This is a genomic window from Pseudoalteromonas luteoviolacea, from assembly GCF_001750165.1.
GTDB classification, from domain to species: domain Bacteria; phylum Pseudomonadota; class Gammaproteobacteria; order Enterobacterales; family Alteromonadaceae; genus Pseudoalteromonas; species Pseudoalteromonas luteoviolacea_G.
The window spans coordinates 185220-203653 of sequence record NZ_CP015412.1 but is presented as its reverse complement, the minus strand read 5'-3'; the positions used below and the strand labels follow the sequence as shown (position 1 = coordinate 203653).

The following is an 18434-nucleotide window of genomic DNA, read 5'->3' as shown; positions in this document are numbered from 1 at the left end:
TTATATTCTATTAAAAAATAAAGGAAAGCTGGTTATTTGCCAAGTTTAATGGTGGGGACAATCGTGACTTTCTATTTGCAGAACACACTTTTCTACTGAAAATAGCTGCTTTAGGCGCGCTTCAACTTGAAAACGACAGGCATCATCATGCATTTCAATAGTGCAATGATGCTTTAACACAATATGCGCACCAACGATTAATTCATTATCAGTATTGGATATCGTTACGTTGTGCACGCTTTCGACATGCTCTGTATCCACAATCGCCTGTTCGAGTTTGTTCACATTAGGTAATGCGCCACCTTTGCTTAGTAATCCGGTCAAGCAAGATTTAATCACTTTAAAGCCAGTGAACAAAACAAAGCTCGAAATCAACATACTGGAGAGTACATCAATAATATTCCAGCCAGTCAAATGAATGAGAATGCCTGCGAAAAATGTAGAAATTGTTGACAATAAATCAAAGAAAGAATGTAAAAATACCGCATACACATTGATGCTGTCCTTACGGCCTTTGTATAGCACCCAAGCTGCGACACCATGAAATAAAAATCCCACACCCGCAATGGTAGACATCACAAATGTATTTACCTCATGGACATGGCCTTGAGAGTGCAATTCTATGCGTTCTGTCGCTTCCAATAAAATAATAACCGCTATAGAAACGTATAACACACCGTTAATGAGTCCACCGGTGTATTCTGCTTTTTTGTAGCCCTCGTTAAAATTCTTAGCCAATTTCACAGCGATGCTTGATGCAATCAACGCGATAAGCAAAGAACTGTTATGAACAAACAAGTGTCCAGCGTCAGCGAGCACGGCTAATGAATTGGCAAAGTATGCGCCAATAAGCTGGATAACCATAAACGTGCAAGTTAATGCAAGCGCAATAAGTAAGCGCTTCCGAGAAGCCTCATGAGTTGTAAGATCGGTCATTCGAAACTTGAGAAACCTTTGTAACTATAAATTAGAGGGTGCCTTACGATAAAGGCCGATAATTGTAACTCTATTTCATTTCAGACGCATCAAAAATCACAATATTTAGCAAATAAAGAGACTATTTTTTTCATCTAAAAGCATGATCTAACTTACTGTTTGTTGTGATGGGCTCAATCTATGACTTGCTGCGTACAAGCCTTGCTCAAAATAACGCAGTTGTTCGTAGCTAAATATGAATTGTGTATAGCGCATTACTTCAATGGCGACCTGCGAATTATCAAAGCAGTTTATAGGTTGGCCAGGGTAAAAGCGTACGCCTTTATTAAAAGCAACGATTTGCCTTACTCCGCAGCTCGCACCAATGCTATCGGCAAACTTACTTGCGCGCATTTTTGATGCATTCAATGGGTTTAAGAAAAACTGTGAACTTCCCTCTTTGCTTGCGTGCCACATTTCACCACTTAAATTGGCTTCAATGTCGCCCTCATGATGCACACACACAAATGTAAAAATACCATACGGCGATAATACCACTCCATCTATATCTAATTCTTGCAATAGTGGGCTCATACTCTGCGGGATAATAATATACTTTTTTTTGTCTAGTTTGCTGCTCAACGCATCGAAAGTGCCTTTGAAGCCTATTTTTTTAGTTTTATATGACGCGCTGGATGTATGAAAAAAGACGCGCTTCCCAAGTTCAATCAATAAGTAACCACCCAAGACAATACTCAACCAAAACCCAAATCGTGCAAAATGTTCAGGCTCTTGGCTTATATTTAACGTGTGGAAATTGCTCGCTTCATACTGAACTGCGCCGAGTGGTTTTGCTGAGGCGACTGATTCAGTAATAACAGGAGCCGAAAAAATAATGTTACTTCGCCTATTAATTTCATTTCGTCGGTTTTGTTCAGCTAACTGGGCTTCAAAAGCTTGCCTTTGTTTTGCAACTTGCTCCGCACATTTAACTGCACTTTGAAAATTCTGCTCACCGTCATGACAAATGATGGGTTTCTGAAAAAAGGCTTGCCACCGTTGATATACTTTTGGATCTTTAAACTGGTTGGTTCCATATATCGACGGACTTACATTTGTTTCTGCAGAAGTAAGTTCAACTTTTGAAGGAGATTGACAATAATGTGCCACCCTCTCTAGCAGTCGAGTGATACGAGCTTGCTCTGAACCTGTCAAATTACTGTTGTTTTGTAAAAACACCAATTCTGAAGCATATCTGTCGCATTGATTTACATCGAGTTGTATTGGGTTTGACGCCACACAACCAGCATAAATGAGTAAAAACAAAATCCATCTGTTCATTTTACCGTACCTAAATTACATAACTTTAAATGCCAACTCAGTGCATACTTTGATTCACTTTCTGTTAGCCAACATATTTAACGCCCACTCTTCTAACAATCCATCGCTACTTAAAGTCACAAGCTTTTCTTTAGTCGGTGCATACATATCAACAATCGTCGCACCTGAATTAACGGTGTTGATTTGCCATGTGCCTAACTCATTGCCACTTTGAGTATCCCATATCGTCAACTGGGATTTAGATGACGAGGTTGCCAATAGGCGACTTTTTTCAATAAATAACGCCTTTCTAAATACTTTAAAGCGCGCCATGTACTTAAGTTCGCTTTTATCAGCCCCATCAATGAGCGATGCAATAACCTGATTGTCTAGCGCATCCGATACAAAAAACTCTGAAAAGTCTTTTCGCACTGCCAAGCTGGTTACACGATGATTAAACTCTTTGGTAAAGACAGGCTCTGGCGAACCAAATTGCCAAAGCGCTAACTTGCCGTCTTGCGCAGCAGTTAAAAACAACTCTCCTTTATCGTCCCATTCAACATGCATGACTGGTCGACTGTGGGGAGCAAATTGATTATTCACTTGAGTATGCAGATGAGCCATATTGACCGTGCCATCAGACATAGCCACGATTATTTTATCCATAGAAGGTGAAAGAGAAACCGAGGTGATATGCGCATAACCGCTGACGCCCGTAAAACTTACTTTGGTCACTAATTTTTCTGTCGACAAAGACCAAAATTGAAGCAGATTATCGCCGACAACAATCAACATATTATTATCTTTTGACAACACGACATCTCGAGATAGTTCTGGCATTTTATCCTTCGGAACCGAAAACAACTCGGTCATCGACTTACTATCCCACACTGTTAAAGTGTTTGTGCTATCTACAGTAACTAACTTACTCCCATCTTGTGAAAAGTGACCGATCAGCACTCCCTTATTTCCAAGTTGACTGATCGTACCTTTACTCAACAAGATTTCATCCTCACAGCCAGTCAAAAACAGCATTAAAAGGAATGGGATTAGTCTAAACAACATGGTTCTAGCTCTCTAAGTTAAAGGGCAATAAATAATCTGTGCAAATAGTATAGCCTTTTACTTGTTTGTACAGTGTATTGTCTGCTCTCATTGATACAGCCCCATGAGCTGCGTGATTTGTAGGCAAAATAAGCAAAGTCTGCGCCACTACTTTCTCAAGCCTGTTAAGGTGTTGATATCCCAATACTCAACAATCCCATCACTGTTCAATGTGACAAGTTTACTTTCATCATTTATGTGCATATCAACAATCAGCGCCGTAGAAGTTGCCGCTTGTATACCATAAGCGTCAATTTCTTGCCCTGTTTTTACATCCCATAATGTCCACCAAGACTTACTAGACCCAGTTGCTAAGTATTGACCATCAGGGCTAAATGCTGCTGCACGAAACCATCTGAATCGCTCGCGATAAGCAAGCCCAATGAACTCTTCTTCCGAAGAGAAAGGCCTTAGGATTATTTGCTCATTGAGCGCATCAGACGCAAAAAGTAGATTTTGCGACAAATTATAGGCAACACTCGTCACACGTTTTGACAGTCGGTGTTCGAATGTTGGCTGCAATGTTCTCGCATTTATAATATTGACTACACCATCATGTCCTGCACTGAGTATGAGTTGTCTCTGCGCGCCTAACTTGAGAAAACTCACCCTCGCGTCATGATACTTAATTCGCTTAGTCAGTTTATTTTCAAAGTCAATCACACTGATGGTGCCATCAGTCATCCCCACTAACAGCTTCATTGGGTTTGCGTAAATGGCTACCTTTGACGTTTTAGCGAATTCTGATTCTCCTGCAACATCGAATTGACCTAACCTCACATTGTCGACGAGATCCCAGACAACCACATACGTTGCGAAGCTTGCAGCTAATAGTCGATTGTCTTGTGATATTGCAATATCTGTCACCTTGGCCTCATTCAATTTAAAATGAGCTAAAACGCCACCGCCATTGGTCTTTGCAATGTTCAATTTGCCTTGAGCCACAAAAGCAACTAGGTCTGCATGTGATGAAAACACACCAAGATCTATTGGCACTTCACTGACTTGATGAAAAGCCCGCTTTGGATTTTCACTCAAGCCATCACACCCAAGTAACAGAGTCACCAGAACAGCGGTTGATAAGATATGGATGATACTTTTACACATAGGCGTTCTCCCAATACTACTCATTCCTTGTTTCGCCTCAAAACAGCTATATTCTAAACTTTAAGTTTTAGTCTCTTACCTATATTATCGGACATAAATCTTATTTATTTAGAAAATATAAACGACAGGGCAATCTAAAAGTACTATAATTAAATAGTCGTAGCGAGAAGTTCACTCGGCATAGCATGATTGCACATAATTGCCGTGGAGCTAACAAACCGAGGTAGCTATGTGTAGCGCGCCAAGAGCAAGAGTATCAAAGGGTAAAGTAGTCGATTATCAAGACTCGATGAATCAAAACTTAAGCCCCAAAAAACGCTCCGAATTTGCCAAAAAAGCCAATGCCGCCTATGAAAAACGCCACCCTAATGAGGAGTATAAAATGGCCTACAAAAATGAAAAGAAAAACCAAAAAACAAAATCGCTAGTACACAAAATAGAAATAATTCTGGTTCTTATCGTTTTTATCGCCATTGCAGTTAGAGTGATATTTATATCAGAATAAATGCATTCAGGCTTTCAGCCTTGCCCCTCTTCTTTGACGCGTTCCTTGCAGATACACCACATCGGTCAATTATAAATCGACTCACCTTTAACTGTTCAAAGTTAATTGCCTTAATCGACATACTCGTAGATCCACTTTTAGGGACTAATTTCCAAATTAGTGCCAATTGTGCCTTGCACAACAGCAACGTTATAGTATAACATAATCTAGAATTGTTATTTTATAACATTATAAAAGCAGGCGTTTTTACTCATTTCCTGCAACTTAAATACTCTAATAATTGAAAGAATTATGAAACACACACACAAATTACTCTCCGTTGCAGTTGCAACAGCATTGCTAGCAGCTTGTGGTGACACAGAAACAACTATTGTTGAACATGCTCCAGTCGTAGAACCTGTTGAGCAAGACAAAGGCCATGACGACCACGGTCATGATGGACATGATCATGACCACGATTCAGTTGGTGAAGCAGGTCGCTTATTGGTAACTTCACCTGAGTCAAATTCTGTACATGTCCTAGATATTGAGCACAAAGAGGTCGCAGGTGAGCTTGCTTCTAGTAACTATGCAAACAGAGTGTATGCAACTGAAAGCAGCCGCTACGCTATTTTGGTTCAATCAGAGCAAGGTCGTGTTGAATTTGTGGACGGTGGTATTTGGCAAGAGGACCATGGCGACCACATGCATCCTTATGAAGAAGCACCTAAATTAAGCGATGTTGCTTTTGACCATGTAAAACCTGCGCACGTTACTAACGGCGAGCACAGCACTGCAATTTTCTTCGACGGCAGTGGCGATGATGCTGTTAATGCAGAAGTCGTTGTTTTCTCTGAAGCTTACCTTGGCGGTGATAAAGACAAAGTCGCTGAAATTCACTATGAAACAAACATGCACGGCGCTGCTCAATCACGTGGCGAATACACATTCAGTACAATTCGCGATCCACAAGCTGAGTCTACACTGCCGACACAAATTGGTGTTTACCACAAACATGATGGCCACTTTGACCAAGAAAAAGTATTCGATGTCACTTGCCCAGCGCTTCATGGCAGTGCGCAAAACCACGAGCATGTGTCTTTTGCCTGTGGTGACGGTGTTGTCGTAATTGCTGAAGAAAATGGTGAGTTTGTCGCTTCTAAAATTGCAAACCCAGAAAGTTTTGTTGAAAACCAGCGTATCGGTTACTTAATTGGACATGAAAGTAGCCACCAATTTATTGGTGTTGCAGGTACTGAGCTTGTAGCAGTTGATGCTGAACACGGCGAAATCGAAAAGATTGAATGGTCAGTCACAGAAAGCCACAGATTTGCTGGCGGTAACTTCAACTATGACGGCTCTCATGCAGCTGTATTAGACACAGCCGGTGTCTTAACAATTTTCGAACAACACGCCGAAGGTGATGAGCACCATTGGGAAATTGCACACTCAGTAAAAGTACATGAACATGAATTGTCAGCTATTCCTGAAGGTACTGTATTTAGCATTGCCTTCTCTGGCGCTGAAAACATTGCTTACGTAACGGATTCAACTGCACAGCATGTACTTGGCTATGACCTCGAAACAGCTGAAGTAAAAGTTGAAATTGAGCTAGATTTTACACCAGAACGCTTAGTTTGGTTAGGTATTGAAAAAGGAGGCGAACACGCACACTAATACTCCCGGGTATAACGTGTATGTCTCTTGATTGTGAGCCAAAGCGCCTTTTATAAGGCGCTTTTTTCTTTTCAAACCTACGATAAACCTCTGAATTTAACCTTCCTTAATTTTTTTTCGCAAAGATTTTAAAAGTCCTACGACGTTACAGGCGATCAGATAAGTGTTATGAAATGCGAGAGGGTTCAGGGATACACATAGGACTTGATGAAATCATCCTCAGAGGTAAGCATATAAGAAAGGCTGACCCCTGAGAGTATTTAAAACTAATTATCAGCGAACAACTTATACAATCGACACGCGACCCCGTTCGTCCAACCAAACCCTTGTTGTACGATATACTCGCCGCCTTGTGCTGTTTTATTCAACTCAATGACATTGTACTTTTCTAGCAAACATTGATTGATGGCAAAATTAGACTCAAGTGTATGAAGCCACCTTTTGCCAATCTGTTTTGCTTCCTGTTCAAAACCATAATTTAAAAGCCCTTTAACACCAAACCACTGCAATGGTGCCCAACCATTTGGACTGTCCCACTGTTGAGGCGTCTCAGTGAGCGTCGTAACAAGCCCTCCAGCTTTACAAAAGTCAGACATGATTTTCTTCGCCATACGCTGGGCACGGCTACTACCTTTTACCAAGTTAAAAAATAATACCGTGGCACCAGCCATGGTTTGCACTTCTCGCTGACACTTGTTTGCGATGTCATAATCAACATACCAGCTTGCCTGCTCATCCCACATATACTGTTCAATCAGATCAGCACGTGATTTCGCTTTTTTATCCATTTCTTTATATTCAGCATGACGACTTAGTGCAAGATAACAGCGAGCCAATTGTGACTCTAAAAAATAGACTAAAGTATTTAAGTCGACTGGCACCATTTCTGTTGTAGCAATGGTTTTTAGATCACTCGGCTCTCGCAACCAGCGGCTACTAAAGTCCCAGCCAGACTCACAGGCCGCACGTATATTTCGATAAAAAGAGAGTTTCTGCTGTGCCGTTAGGTGCTTTGCATCTTCCAAATCCTCTCGGTAAGACTCAGGTCTAGGCAACGCTTCATTATCCCAATAACGGTTTAGCACACCACCACAAGGCATCATCACAACACGGGCATACGTGTTATTTTTTGAAGAAAGCTCCCTTTGCCCTTTCATCCAAAAATCATATTCGCGACGCAATGCCGTTGTCACTTTGTTCAACCACTCTGTGTCACAACTCTTTTGATCCCATAACAAATCGACCATTAAAGCTGTCACAGGAGGTTGAGAACGAGTCGCATAATAGCTGCGATTTCCATTCGGTACGTGTCCAAGGGTGCTTATCAAACTGCAAAAGTTATCAAGCATATTTTCAACGAGCGATTCTCGGCCCGAGTCCATCAAGCCAAGTGCTGTAAAATAACTATCCCAATAATAGATTTCATTAAATCGGCCACCTGGTACCACATATGGCTTGGGTAAAGTTAATAAAGAGCCCGTATTTTGCTCACTAACTTGCCTTGTTAACCTACCCCAAAGCTGTTCGATATAGTCTGCTACGGAACTAACATCATCTAATGCCTCAAGCTCAGGGGCCTGTGCAAACTCAAAATGAATATCCACAAACTCAGCTAAATCTTTAGGCTGCAATTCGTCATAAAAGTCACAAACTGCTTGCCATGATTGCTTTGGAATAGCGTCAGCAAACGTTTTGCTATCATTGAAAATCCCTGACAATTGTACATCCTTAAACAAGCGACTATGCTCAAACTTCATTATTAACCCTCGACTTAAACTGCTGACGAGCACGCTACTTGCTGAGCACGCTTTTTAAATAAAAATAAGGTAATTGTGATAATAGCCATTGGAATTAATGACATATAGAAAGCATGTTGACCGCTCATATATTCAAATACAAAGCCTGTAATTAATGATCCAGTTGTGCCACCTAACGCAGAAAACACCACGATTAAGCCAGTCATTGCGGCGTGGCGATGCTTCTCAAGACTGCTGAGCATAATTGAATTGATAACCGGATAAATTGGCGCCATCAGTAGTCCAATCAATGGCATTAAATACGCGGCTGTAGGCGCATCGAACACGCTTGTCACTTCGCTTTGCGGCAAATCTTTAGTCATAGGCAAGGTCAATAAGACCAATATGGCCATACCTGCTAGACAAATATTCAGGAATACGTACCAATCTACTTTTTTCAGAATTTGACCAGCAGCCAAACGGCCAATTGCCAAACTAGCGGCAAAAATACTGCTCAACTGAACACTAACATCAACGGGCAAATTAAGTACTTGGTTATTAAACGTGGGCAACCATGTACCGACACCTTGCTCTATCAACACATATAAAAACGCACTGATCACAAACACCAATACCAGTGGTTGGTAGGTTAAACGCAACATATCAAAGAAATCATTTTTAGCACTGCCTGATTCAAGTGCCTGCTCTACTGGTTTGTCGATTTTGGCAAACCAAACCAAAAACATCGTAGCAACAGATAATGCACCCAGCAGATAATACACGTTCAACCAATTACTTGAGCTGATATCTTCACTCAAAAATGCAGCAAACACCCAGTACCCACTGAGCACTCCCACCATGAATACTCCTTCAATGGTATTTAATAAACTAGAGTGTGATTTGGTTGAATCAGTGACTTGACCAATTAAGGCATATACGGAGACTTTAACAATCGCAAATGCACAACCAACAGCAGCAAATAACGCTTTGAGTGCCCAAAAGCTACCTGCGATTGGCGTGATTAAACACATTACAGTGACCAAAGATAGACCACCTAATAATGCAAATTTGTAACCTATTCGAGGGATAAATGAAGCAACTAAAAAAGAAACAATCGCAATCGGTAAATCTTTAAATCCTTCTAGCGACGCAGCCTGGGCTTTAGAAACGCCAAAAGTGTTGATGGCTTGCAAAATAACGGTACCAACACTATTAAGCAATATTGCAAATAAAAAGTAGCAGGCTCCCATAGCCAAAATAGTTCGCATATTGTGCATTGAAAGACTCGTAAATACTGTAAGTTTAATTCAGTCTAGCGCTCATATGCGAACAATGCAAACGTTTGCATTTTAAATTTTAATATTGACTGTTAATTACTTTGAACTCTCTTCTCCTAAATTTTCACACTTAATTGACACCAATACGCTAACTTGATTGGCGTTCAATTAATTCTATCCCCAACTGACTAGAGGTCACCTGCTCGCCTTCAAGCTGAGCCAATAGCTTATTCACCAAGAGCTCCCCCGCTTGTTTTGTATCCTGTCTAATTGTGGTCAATGATGGAAAGCTAATATCTGCCATTGCAATATCATCAAAGCCAACAATATGTACATCATTTGGAATGCTCACATATCGCTCTTTTAATGCTTTCATTGCACCTAACGCGACCATATCACTACAAGCAAAAATACCATCAAAATCAAGCCCATCACTACGCAGCTTAAGATTTATCGCGTCATAAGCCGCTTGACTGGTGATGTCAATTTTCAACAACTGACACTCACCTTCTAAGCCTTTGCTTGCTATCGCTGCACAAAAACCATTGTACCTTTCACCTAATTCAGCATGCTCAGGTTCGCCCAAAAACAGAGGGGCTTTGCAACCTCTCGAAATCAAATGATCAGCCGCTAACTTTCCACCAAGGTAGTTATCACTACCAACAATCACATAATCAGTATCTGTTTTTGGATCGCCCCACACAACCAGTGGCATACCTGCTTTAGATGCGCTTTCTATTCGCGCCTGTTGTTTGCCTTGGCCAACAACGATCACCCCATCAGCACGGCGTCCATCAATAAAGTAACCATGCCAATCGTCACCTGCCATAAAAGAGTTTGATAATAACAATTCGTAGCCTTGTCGGTTCACCGCAAGGTTAATATCACTCACCACCTTGAGCAGAAAAGGATCATCAATAGATTGCTCCGTTTCCGAGTCAAGGTTTATCAATACCGCGATAACTTTGGTTTTTTGCAGTCTTAACCTACTCGCTGCAGCGTTTAGGCTGAAATTATGTTCTTTCGCTAACAGCTGGATCCGCTCACGTGTCTCTTGTTTAATTAACGGATTGTCATTGAGTGCCCGTGACGCCGTCGAAGTTGACACTCCTGCTAATTTTGCCAGATCAGCCAGTTTTAATTTTTTTTGTTGCATAGCTTATTCACTACTTCAAAAAGCACTTTGTAATGCTTGAGCATGACTTAACGGGTTTAAACACCCAATAACCTTCATGCCTCTAGATTAAACTAACCGAGAAAATTCATCCACAGTGAATTCCTCTTCTCGCTAGGAATTTTCGTTTCTGACCATTTTTTATTAACCCATTGTTTTTATTGTCTCCGTCTAAATGCCCGAGGTTATAAAAAAGCACGCACATGCGGCATTAGGTAAACTCAAGGTAAAAAAATATCGCAACACCCTATTGCAAACGTTTGCATAAAGTTCTATTTTAAAATAACGCCAAGTACAAACCAATTAAAAATACACTGAATGAATCATTATTTTCGTTCAGTTTTGCGGCGAAAAGCGATGCCAACGCGTAAGTTGGCCATTATGACAACACATATGACACAACCAAGGGAGCAGCTCCTGTGAACCTAGGCAAGAAGTATTCTGCACTTGCAGCAGCGGTTATGGCCGCAATTACATATTCAAATGTAGCCAACGCTGAGCAACAAAATAAAGCCAAAGACAAAGTAGAAACCATTGTTATTTCTGGTACCCCTGGCGGTATGGGGATCCGTAAAGTGGATGCCGCATACGCCGTTACCAACGTTGATGAATCTTTAATTGAGCGACTTGCGCCAAAAAGTACAGCTGACTTATTCAAAGCCATACCGGGTGTTTGGGTAGAAAGCTCAGGAGGTGAGTCTGGTGCCAACATTAATGTACGAGGATTCACATCAAGTGGGGATGCACCATTTTTAACTGTCAGTCTCGATGGTTCACCAGTTTATCCGGCTCCAACGCTGTCATTTTTAGAAAATTCGTCTATTTTCCGCCTTGATGAAACCATTTCAATGATGGAAGGACTTAGAGGTGGCCCAAACCCTGTCTTATCAAATGGACAACCAGGTTTAACAACCAACTTTCGACTTAAACGTGGTCAAGAAGACACAGAAGGTACCTTTAAATACACTACCTCAGACTATGGTTTACAACGTATCGATGGCGTAATAAGTGGAGAAGTAAGTGAAGACCTTTACTATATGATCGGTGGCTATATCAAACGTTCTTCAGGGATCCGTGATGCAGGTTTCACATCCGAAAAAGGCCATCAATTTACTATTAAACTCACCAAAGAGTTAGAGAACGGCGAAATCAACGTTTATACTCGTCAAACTGACGACACTGGCGCATGGTATCTACCCACCCCGCTGAATGAGGCAGGTGTCGACGCAGAATTTACTCAACTTGGTACATTGAACCGTCAAGCTACGATTTCTGCAGGTAATGGGAAAGTTGATATTGATTTAGCTGAAGGCCGTGGCTGGGACGGGCATGTATCTGGTGGTAGCATCTCATTAGAACTAGGTAATGACTGGCACTTTATCGACCGCTTTAGTTTGACTCAAGGAAAAGCCAATACTTATGGCCTTGTTCCTGCTGGTAATGCTATTAACTTATCCGAAGTTGCTGACAATGGCGTAAGCGCCACAGGTGTCGCAACTGGCAAAGAATATAGCGCTGACACACGAGTTCAAGACTATGGCCGTTGGGTGGTGCTTAAAGATATCGAAGCCTTTACCAACGACCTTGCACTAAGCAAAGATTTTGGTGTAATTAACAGTGCTTTTGGTATTTACACTGCAACCACCTCAGCCAAAGATTGGTGGAGCCTTGGCAATACCGCTTACCATGTTTTAGAGCAAGGTGGCGAAATGCTGACAGGTATTGCTTGTAACGATTCGCTTGAAGGCTGCGGTTTTAACTACGATATCAACAGCAACGGCGACGCCACAACACTTGCCTTTTATACAACACATAGCTATGAAGCTACAGAAAACTTAACCTTTGATTTAGGCCTTCGTAATGAGCGCCACCGAGTTGACTACACTGTTGATGAAGACCTCGATGGCGTAATCACAAAATCGGTTGACTACAGCGCACGCAAAACCTCATGGACAATCGGTACTGATTACAAACTAGATGAGCAAAGTGGCGTATTTGTGCGCTTCAATAAAGGCTTCAAAATGCCTTACTTTGACGACTTCAGAGATAATTTTGACGCTTATTCTGCTGGCGATGATCTCATAAAAGAAGTGGCTCAAAGCGAAATTGGCTATAAATTTATGGGTGAGAATATGGACTTTTTTGCGACTATTTTCGCCAATGAAGTCAAAGGTGAGTCCTTCTCTGTTCGACCTGATCTACCTGCGCAGCGTTTTACCACTGAAGCAGAAGGTATTGAATTAGACTTTAACTACAATCATGACTCCGGTTTTAGTGTGAATTTAAATGGTACTTGGCAGAACAGCGAAATTGCACAAAGCCCTGACGCAACCCTAACTGGCAATAAATCACAGCGTATCCCAGATTGGCAATTGCGTATCACGCCAAGTTATGAATTTGAACTCGGTGATATGTTCGCGACCATTTACGGTACAATTTCAGCGGTTGATTCACGTTATAGTGACATTCAAAATACACCAAATGCGGTTTTGGATGGCTATGAAAAAATCGATATTGGCTTAACACTCGAGCCGATGGAACAAGTGCAAGTACAAATCGCCGTTGATAACTTAACGGACGAGCAGGGCTTAACAGAAGGCGACCCTCGTAACCCTGCGGCTGCTAACGGACGCTATATTTTGCCGCGTAGCGTTAAGTTAAGTGTTGCTTATAATTTCTAGTCCCAAATTTAGCCCATACTTGAGTGGGCATACCTAAAACTAACGACCAAAGCCCAATGAGGATCACCTTTATATTGGGCTTTTATCTTTCATTAGCTACACTTTAAACTACTTAATGCGCTTTTTTACATAATGTAATCATTCGGTTTGTAACAAAGTGATGAGTAATACTCTTTGCAAATTTTAATGACTTTCACTTGTTAGCAATACAATAAAGCTACTCAATACTATGCTTCGCAAGTGCTGGAGTGACATTTATGAATATCGAAGAAATTCAAAAAGGTGAATGGTTAGAATATCAAGACCACCCAGTAGAAGTATTAATTGTCGATAGGCGTAACCATGTAGTTACCGTTTGGGATGAGCGCAGTCAAAGGAAGATAGATTTACATGCAGATTTACTTAAAGAAGACCCACAGTGTCATTGCGACTCATTTCTCTATTACTAAGTAACTGCCCAAAGCGTGGCAACTGCTTTGGGCGTACTCTCATTAAATTATTGTTTAACTAGTAACCATTGTGCATTTTCATTATCCGCATTGCCTTTACGAGATAAGTGCACTTGCCCAGACTCAATTTCAGCCCAAACATACTGCTGCCAAAAATTATTTTTTAAATTCACACGAGTACCGTATGACTCAATGTTAAAAGATGCCTTATTAGGCGATGTCCAAAGTTTAGCATCACCTGTGAAGTTATTTTTATAGCTTAAAAACAGCTCAGCATTCTCCCTGGTTCTAAAATAAGCGTCACCGCCTTCGTCATTTACCAAAATAAAATCAATGGGCGTTGCATGCTCAACGTATAAAAGCGCATTCTTCTGCTCACCATTTCGTGATCCCATGGCCTTTCCGTTACTCGCATTATGAATATGTACAACGTCACCAGTATCCGCATTAAGCTGATTTGGTTGCCAATTTGCTGGCGGCGTTTTCCACGTTAGTGATTTCCATTTCCAATTGTATGGCATATTAATCAACGGGTCGTTGACATCACTGTAACCAGCTTCGGCTTCGATATTATATAAGCAGTGTCGACGCTCTTCTTCTAGTTGTGCAACTCGGGCACGCTGATCAGTGGTGCCTACTTTAAGTTCAGTCATACAATCGATTAAAGACTTACCTTTACCCTGCTCGCCTGGCGCTAATACGTATGTATGGTCACGCTTTGTTTCATCTTCATACCAATTGAGCATGGCTTGTTCATCAAACGACAGCCAGTTATCCACCAGCTGCTGAGCCTCCTGATGAGCTTTGGTTCTTCGCTCTTCTTTAGGGAGCGACATAGTGCGAATAAATGCCGCCCATAAATCCTTACTGGCTTCTAAAGACACCAAAGCAACAGGCTTTATATTACTGGGCTTATAAGCTTGCCAGCCACTTTGGCCTCTTGACTCAGGTTTCCAGATCACGTCACCACTTTGGTAGTTAATTGCCTCTTTAGTGTCATGGGTATGTTGTTCGGCTCCCTCAGAGCAAAGGTATGCTTTGACTTGCCAAATTTTTTCATAATTATCGACTGCCAAACGCACTGTGTGTTCAGGACTGAATGAATCTTGAAATAAATGCACAGCCCGGCCAAATAAAAAGTAGTTGTGGTCAACTTCAACTGCTTTGGCATAACCGCCGCCATCCCAGACTTTAATTTTTTTAGACTCGGCCGTTGCGGCATTCACAAAATGATTTATGAATCGGATTTGCGCACGCTTTGCTGCATTGACACCACCAATACCACCGACATCATCATAGCGACGCATAAAGTGATCTTGCTGCAAATCTGCAGGCTCTTGTGCGACGGCATTAAAACAGTTTGGACCCGTTGGATCTGTACTGGCGTTTGTCACATTGAATCCGGCAATATCAACCCATCGTTCACCGACTATTGCAGCAAAAATAGCATCATAACCTGACCAGTAAATCCCATCATCATTGGTGTTAGATAAGATCCTTTCAACTTCGTGCTGTGCTACGTTTAATTCTATTGATTTAGCCAGACCTTTGTTCCAATCAAGCCTTGGATCTTGGCTATCACTGACTCGTGTATCTTGCCCCATTAACTCTAATGCTGACGTACGTGTAAGCCATTCATGCCCAATGGGCATAACACCAGCACCGCCCAATTGAGTGAAGGACATCGCCGTAGAACTAGTGACCATTGCAGCCACAACACATGAAAGATATTTTAATTTCATAATTACTCCTTTTAAAACGAGTAAATTTTTACACAAAATTAAAATAAAAGCTCTAATTTTTGAATTGTTTATTATTAAAAATCAATACAAGTACATAAAACATTCCTTTAACTGGTGGAAGTTAAGTATAAAGCACTGATACTCAATGCTTTAATGAATTCGATACAGCACTATCCGCATGCAAAACAGCTGTATCATATACTGGGATATCTGTATCATTTTCGTTAACCAATAATGCAATCTCTGTACACCCCAAAATGACAGCCTCAGCCCCCTGTGCCTGCAGTTTTGCAATAACTTCTAAATATACCTGCTTAGATTCAGACTTAATTTCACCGACACAGAGTTCGTTATAAATCACATCATGAATTACTTTTTGGTCCGCTTCATTAGGCACTATCACATCAATATCAAATTTACTTTTAAGCCTATCCTTATAAAATGACTCTGACATCGTAAACTGTGTACCAAGCAACCCAACCTTTTGCTTGCCATCATGTTTTAATTGTTCTCCGGTAGGGTCCGCAATATGAATGAGAGGAATACCTACGCCAGCTTGCACCGCATCAAAAATCAAATGCATGGTGTTTGTACAAATAAGTATGAAATCAGCCCCAGCTCGTTCAATATCTCGGGCATCTTGTGTAAGCATGTCGGCCATTGTGTCCCATTTATTTGCTTGCTGAAGCTCAGCAATAGGAGCAAAGTCGAGGCTTTTCATAACGATTTCTGCCGAATGTAACCCCCCTAACTTTGACTTAACCCCATGATTGATATGCTTATAGTAATTTGCCGTCGATTCCCAACTCATGCCACCAAGTAAACCAATTGTTTTCATTTTTTATCCTTTTGAGATGTATGTTTTTAGCAACGCAACAACCATTATTAAAATAGTATTACCATAAACATATAGTTGATAGAATACATCGCAATCGATAATGAAAAATATAAGTCGACCTTTAGCATTTACTCATTATTTTGTTTTCCATACCAAGCCGTGACCCCAAAGAACAGGTTCAAGCTGTTACTCTGTTTATTAGAATGCGTAACGATACGTTACACCCAGTTGGTCCATGCCCTGACTATCAAAATAGCTCAGCACAATGCTTGAGTCACCCATGTGAGCTTGCACGCCAAGTTCAGCCCATGCCCCCTCATTATTTTTCGCTCCTTTCGGGTCAAAGTACTCATAGCCTAGCCGAGCATACCCCGAAAAATATTCATTAAAGCGGTGTTCGTACTCGGTAAAAAAGCGATAAAAATCACCTTCAAGTGTGTATTGTTTCAGATACCAGTCCACTTCCCCAATACCTGCACCAAATGAGAATCTGCCATTGCTTGTTTCATATGCGATATAACCGAGCTCAAAATAATTTTCGTCTATGTCTATATCTAGTTTTCTTACGTCACTTTCTATCGTATCTCCTTGACGTTTTGCCGTGAAACTGGTGTAGAGCCCATTCTCAAATTCATAGCCAAAGCCCAGCTTGATACCATCTGGCTCTACTTTTGATTTATCTCCAAAATCACTTTGTACATATCCAAACTCAATGAATGTTTTGCTTAAATCAGCCGCTTGTACGTTTAGCCCTGAAACCGATAACATCATCATATATAGAATTTTTTTCATTACTTTATTCCTTCATTTAACACTTGGGAAAATGGTATAGAAGATAAAGCAATGGGTCTGTATCAAAGTGTCTCAATCGTTATCAAGCTATACAAATAAGCCGCTAGATCAAAATTGGTGACTCAATAACGAGTACCCAATTATCCGCGAAGAAATAAATAAATGGGCTGATAGGGAGTGTACCAACCCAGAGGAGAAATCTAAGATAAAACGTTAGAATGAATAGCGGTATACAAAAGCAACTTGCTCAATGCTTTTGCCTTCTGAGAATTCCCAAGAAAAGCTCGATGCACCCCAATGTGCGCGAATGCCTACTTCGGTCCAAAGTCCATTTTCACTGCTCGCTTCCTTAGCGTCCAAAGATTCATAACCAAGCTTGGCAAACGCCGAAAAATACTGATTAAATCGGTAGTCATATTCCGTATATAGGCGATAAAGATCCGCATCACTGCTACTATCTTCCACTACCAGCTCTAACTCTCCTGCAAATGCGCCAACAGAAAATCGACCGTTCTCAGTTTCATGAGCCACATACCCTAGTTCCAACAAGTTTTCGTTAAGGTCAACATCTCTGTCAAAAAAAGCAATTAGAAATGTATCTTTATGTCTTTTAGTATGTATACCTGCGTATATGCCACTATCAAATTCATAGCTTAAGCTCACTTGATGGCCAACTAAGTCTAAATCCGTTTTATCATCAAAATACATGTTATCTTTGAAATCTGACTTTGAATAACCCAGTTCAACATAAGTTTTACTCAGATCCGCAGCTTGGGCCGTAATACTACATGCTGCGACTACGGCCATTAATAATTGTTTTTTCATTTATAGTGACTCCTTAAAGTATTGGTACTCATGTTAAACCTCAGCTCTAAGAAAAACCGTTTCAAACTGTTTGAAGGCACATTAAAAATAAGCCAATTATTCAAAAAAATCAGACCACCCATTTACACTCATTTACAAACCTACCTTTTAAAAAACCACCTTAAAACACACGAAAAAATTTAAATAAGCTTTTAAGTCAGAAACTTAAAAATACCAACCTTACTATAAATGCAGTTAGCGAAACCGCTTTAGTCGATAATAAAAGTCGCTATTAGGCTATTTATATGTCTATTTACGCTTACTAATTTAAGGT

General features: G+C 40.8%; 15 protein-coding genes. 4 read left to right on the top strand and 11 right to left on the bottom strand.

What is annotated here, in order from left to right:
* Window positions 1-45: 45 nt before the first annotated feature.
* The 4 genes from S4054249_RS21615 to S4054249_RS21600 all read right to left on the bottom strand — a co-directional run bounded on the left by S4054249_RS21615 (window position 46) and on the right by S4054249_RS21600 (window position 4446).
* The gene (locus S4054249_RS21615) at window positions 46-936 is read right to left on the bottom strand and encodes a cation diffusion facilitator family transporter (protein WP_046358021.1); all 891 of its coding nucleotides are present in this window, start codon (window positions 934-936) and stop codon (window positions 46-48) included.
* A gap of 147 nt (window positions 937-1083) precedes the next feature.
* Window positions 1084-2256 carry an NERD domain-containing protein gene (locus S4054249_RS21610; protein ID WP_046358020.1) on the bottom strand — a complete coding sequence of 391 codons (1173 nt, stop codon included), beginning with the start codon at window positions 2254-2256 and terminating at the stop codon, window positions 1084-1086.
* Window positions 2257-2310: 54 nt separating this feature from the next.
* Window positions 2311-3300 (bottom strand): WD40 repeat domain-containing protein, encoded by a 990-nt coding sequence (locus tag S4054249_RS21605; protein ID WP_046358019.1) that lies wholly within the window; start codon window positions 3298-3300, stop codon window positions 2311-2313.
* A gap of 147 nt (window positions 3301-3447) precedes the next feature.
* Window positions 3448-4446 (bottom strand): WD40 repeat domain-containing protein, encoded by a 999-nt coding sequence (locus tag S4054249_RS21600; protein WP_046358018.1) that lies wholly within the window; start codon window positions 4444-4446, stop codon window positions 3448-3450.
* 289 nt (window positions 4447-4735) lie between these two features.
* Here S4054249_RS21600 and S4054249_RS21595 point away from each other — a divergent pair, with 289 nt between their 5' ends.
* Together S4054249_RS21595 and S4054249_RS21590 are read left to right on the top strand one after the other, a co-directional pair.
* On the top strand, window positions 4736-4951 hold the full coding sequence (locus S4054249_RS21595) for a hypothetical protein (protein ID WP_145925469.1): 216 nt from the start codon (window positions 4736-4738) through the stop codon (window positions 4949-4951).
* 291 nt (window positions 4952-5242) lie between these two features.
* Window positions 5243-6607, top strand: a complete 1365-nt coding sequence (locus tag S4054249_RS21590; RefSeq protein ID WP_046358016.1) for a hypothetical protein — start codon at window positions 5243-5245, stop codon at window positions 6605-6607.
* A 266-nt stretch (window positions 6608-6873) separates the two neighbouring features.
* Here the strand turns inward: S4054249_RS21590 and S4054249_RS21585 are convergent, their stop codons facing one another.
* From S4054249_RS21585 to S4054249_RS21575, 3 genes are all read right to left on the bottom strand, one after another.
* On the bottom strand, window positions 6874-8364 hold the full coding sequence (locus S4054249_RS21585; RefSeq protein WP_046358015.1) for a trehalase family glycosidase: 1491 nt from the start codon (window positions 8362-8364) through the stop codon (window positions 6874-6876).
* Window positions 8365-8378: 14 nt separating this feature from the next.
* On the bottom strand, window positions 8379-9620 hold the full coding sequence (locus tag S4054249_RS21580; protein ID WP_046358014.1) for an MFS transporter: 1242 nt from the start codon (window positions 9618-9620) through the stop codon (window positions 8379-8381).
* A gap of 148 nt (window positions 9621-9768) precedes the next feature.
* A complete protein-coding gene (locus tag S4054249_RS21575; protein ID WP_046358013.1) occupies window positions 9769-10776 on the bottom strand; it encodes a LacI family DNA-binding transcriptional regulator in 1008 nt (335 codons plus the stop codon).
* A 479-nt stretch (window positions 10777-11255) separates the two neighbouring features.
* Between S4054249_RS21575 and S4054249_RS21570 the strand changes: the two genes are divergently transcribed.
* Both S4054249_RS21570 and S4054249_RS21565 read left to right on the top strand, forming a co-directional pair.
* Entirely contained in the window at window positions 11256-13475 is a 2220-nt protein-coding gene (locus S4054249_RS21570) for a TonB-dependent receptor (protein WP_046358102.1), read from the top strand.
* A gap of 257 nt (window positions 13476-13732) precedes the next feature.
* Window positions 13733-13924 carry a hypothetical protein gene (locus tag S4054249_RS21565; RefSeq protein ID WP_039610262.1) on the top strand — a complete coding sequence of 64 codons (192 nt, stop codon included), beginning with the start codon at window positions 13733-13735 and terminating at the stop codon, window positions 13922-13924.
* A 47-nt stretch (window positions 13925-13971) separates the two neighbouring features.
* On the opposite strand, the gene S4054249_RS21560 is transcribed toward S4054249_RS21565, so the two are convergent.
* The 4 genes from S4054249_RS21560 to S4054249_RS21545 all read right to left on the bottom strand — a co-directional run bounded on the left by S4054249_RS21560 (window position 13972) and on the right by S4054249_RS21545 (window position 18121).
* Complete coding sequence (locus S4054249_RS21560; RefSeq protein ID WP_046358012.1) at window positions 13972-15666, bottom strand: hemolysin D; 1695 nt, start codon at window positions 15664-15666, stop codon at window positions 13972-13974.
* A 142-nt stretch (window positions 15667-15808) separates the two neighbouring features.
* Window positions 15809-16504: an aspartate/glutamate racemase family protein gene (locus S4054249_RS21555; RefSeq protein WP_046358011.1), complete on the bottom strand. Its 696-nt coding sequence runs from the start codon at window positions 16502-16504 to the stop codon at window positions 15809-15811.
* Window positions 16505-16702: 198 nt separating this feature from the next.
* Window positions 16703-17296 carry a hypothetical protein gene (locus tag S4054249_RS21550; protein ID WP_046358010.1) on the bottom strand — a complete coding sequence of 198 codons (594 nt, stop codon included), beginning with the start codon at window positions 17294-17296 and terminating at the stop codon, window positions 16703-16705.
* Window positions 17297-17509: 213 nt separating this feature from the next.
* Window positions 17510-18121: an outer membrane beta-barrel protein gene (locus tag S4054249_RS21545; protein ID WP_046358009.1), complete on the bottom strand. Its 612-nt coding sequence runs from the start codon at window positions 18119-18121 to the stop codon at window positions 17510-17512.
* Window positions 18122-18434: the final 313 nt, after the last annotated feature.

Excerpts from the sequence above, each read along its gene's own strand:
- S4054249_RS21610 (WP_046358020.1), bottom strand. The coding sequence starts at position 2,256 with ATGAACAGATGGATTTTGTTTTTACTCATTTATGCTGGTTGTGTGGCG.
- S4054249_RS21565 (WP_039610262.1), top strand. The coding sequence starts at position 13,733 with ATGAATATCGAAGAAATTCAAAAAGGTGAATGGTTAGAATATCAAGAC.
- S4054249_RS21585 (WP_046358015.1), bottom strand. The coding sequence starts at position 8,364 with ATGAAGTTTGAGCATAGTCGCTTGTTTAAGGATGTACAATTGTCAGGG.
- S4054249_RS21590 (WP_046358016.1), top strand. The coding sequence starts at position 5,243 with ATGAAACACACACACAAATTACTCTCCGTTGCAGTTGCAACAGCATTG.
- S4054249_RS21600 (WP_046358018.1), bottom strand. The coding sequence starts at position 4,446 with ATGTGTAAAAGTATCATCCATATCTTATCAACCGCTGTTCTGGTGACT.
- S4054249_RS21595 (WP_145925469.1), top strand. The coding sequence starts at position 4,736 with ATGAATCAAAACTTAAGCCCCAAAAAACGCTCCGAATTTGCCAAAAAA.
- S4054249_RS21615 (WP_046358021.1), bottom strand. The coding sequence starts at position 936 with ATGACCGATCTTACAACTCATGAGGCTTCTCGGAAGCGCTTACTTATT.
- S4054249_RS21605 (WP_046358019.1), bottom strand. The coding sequence starts at position 3,300 with ATGTTGTTTAGACTAATCCCATTCCTTTTAATGCTGTTTTTGACTGGC.
- S4054249_RS21555 (WP_046358011.1), bottom strand. The coding sequence starts at position 16,504 with ATGAAAACAATTGGTTTACTTGGTGGCATGAGTTGGGAATCGACGGCA.
- S4054249_RS21545 (WP_046358009.1), bottom strand. The coding sequence starts at position 18,121 with ATGAAAAAACAATTATTAATGGCCGTAGTCGCAGCATGTAGTATTACG.
- S4054249_RS21560 (WP_046358012.1), bottom strand. The coding sequence starts at position 15,666 with ATGAAATTAAAATATCTTTCATGTGTTGTGGCTGCAATGGTCACTAGT.
- S4054249_RS21550 (WP_046358010.1), bottom strand. The coding sequence starts at position 17,296 with ATGAAAAAAATTCTATATATGATGATGTTATCGGTTTCAGGGCTAAAC.
- S4054249_RS21575 (WP_046358013.1), bottom strand. The coding sequence starts at position 10,776 with ATGCAACAAAAAAAATTAAAACTGGCTGATCTGGCAAAATTAGCAGGA.
- S4054249_RS21580 (WP_046358014.1), bottom strand. The coding sequence starts at position 9,620 with ATGCACAATATGCGAACTATTTTGGCTATGGGAGCCTGCTACTTTTTA.
- S4054249_RS21570 (WP_046358102.1), top strand. The coding sequence starts at position 11,256 with ATGGCCGCAATTACATATTCAAATGTAGCCAACGCTGAGCAACAAAAT.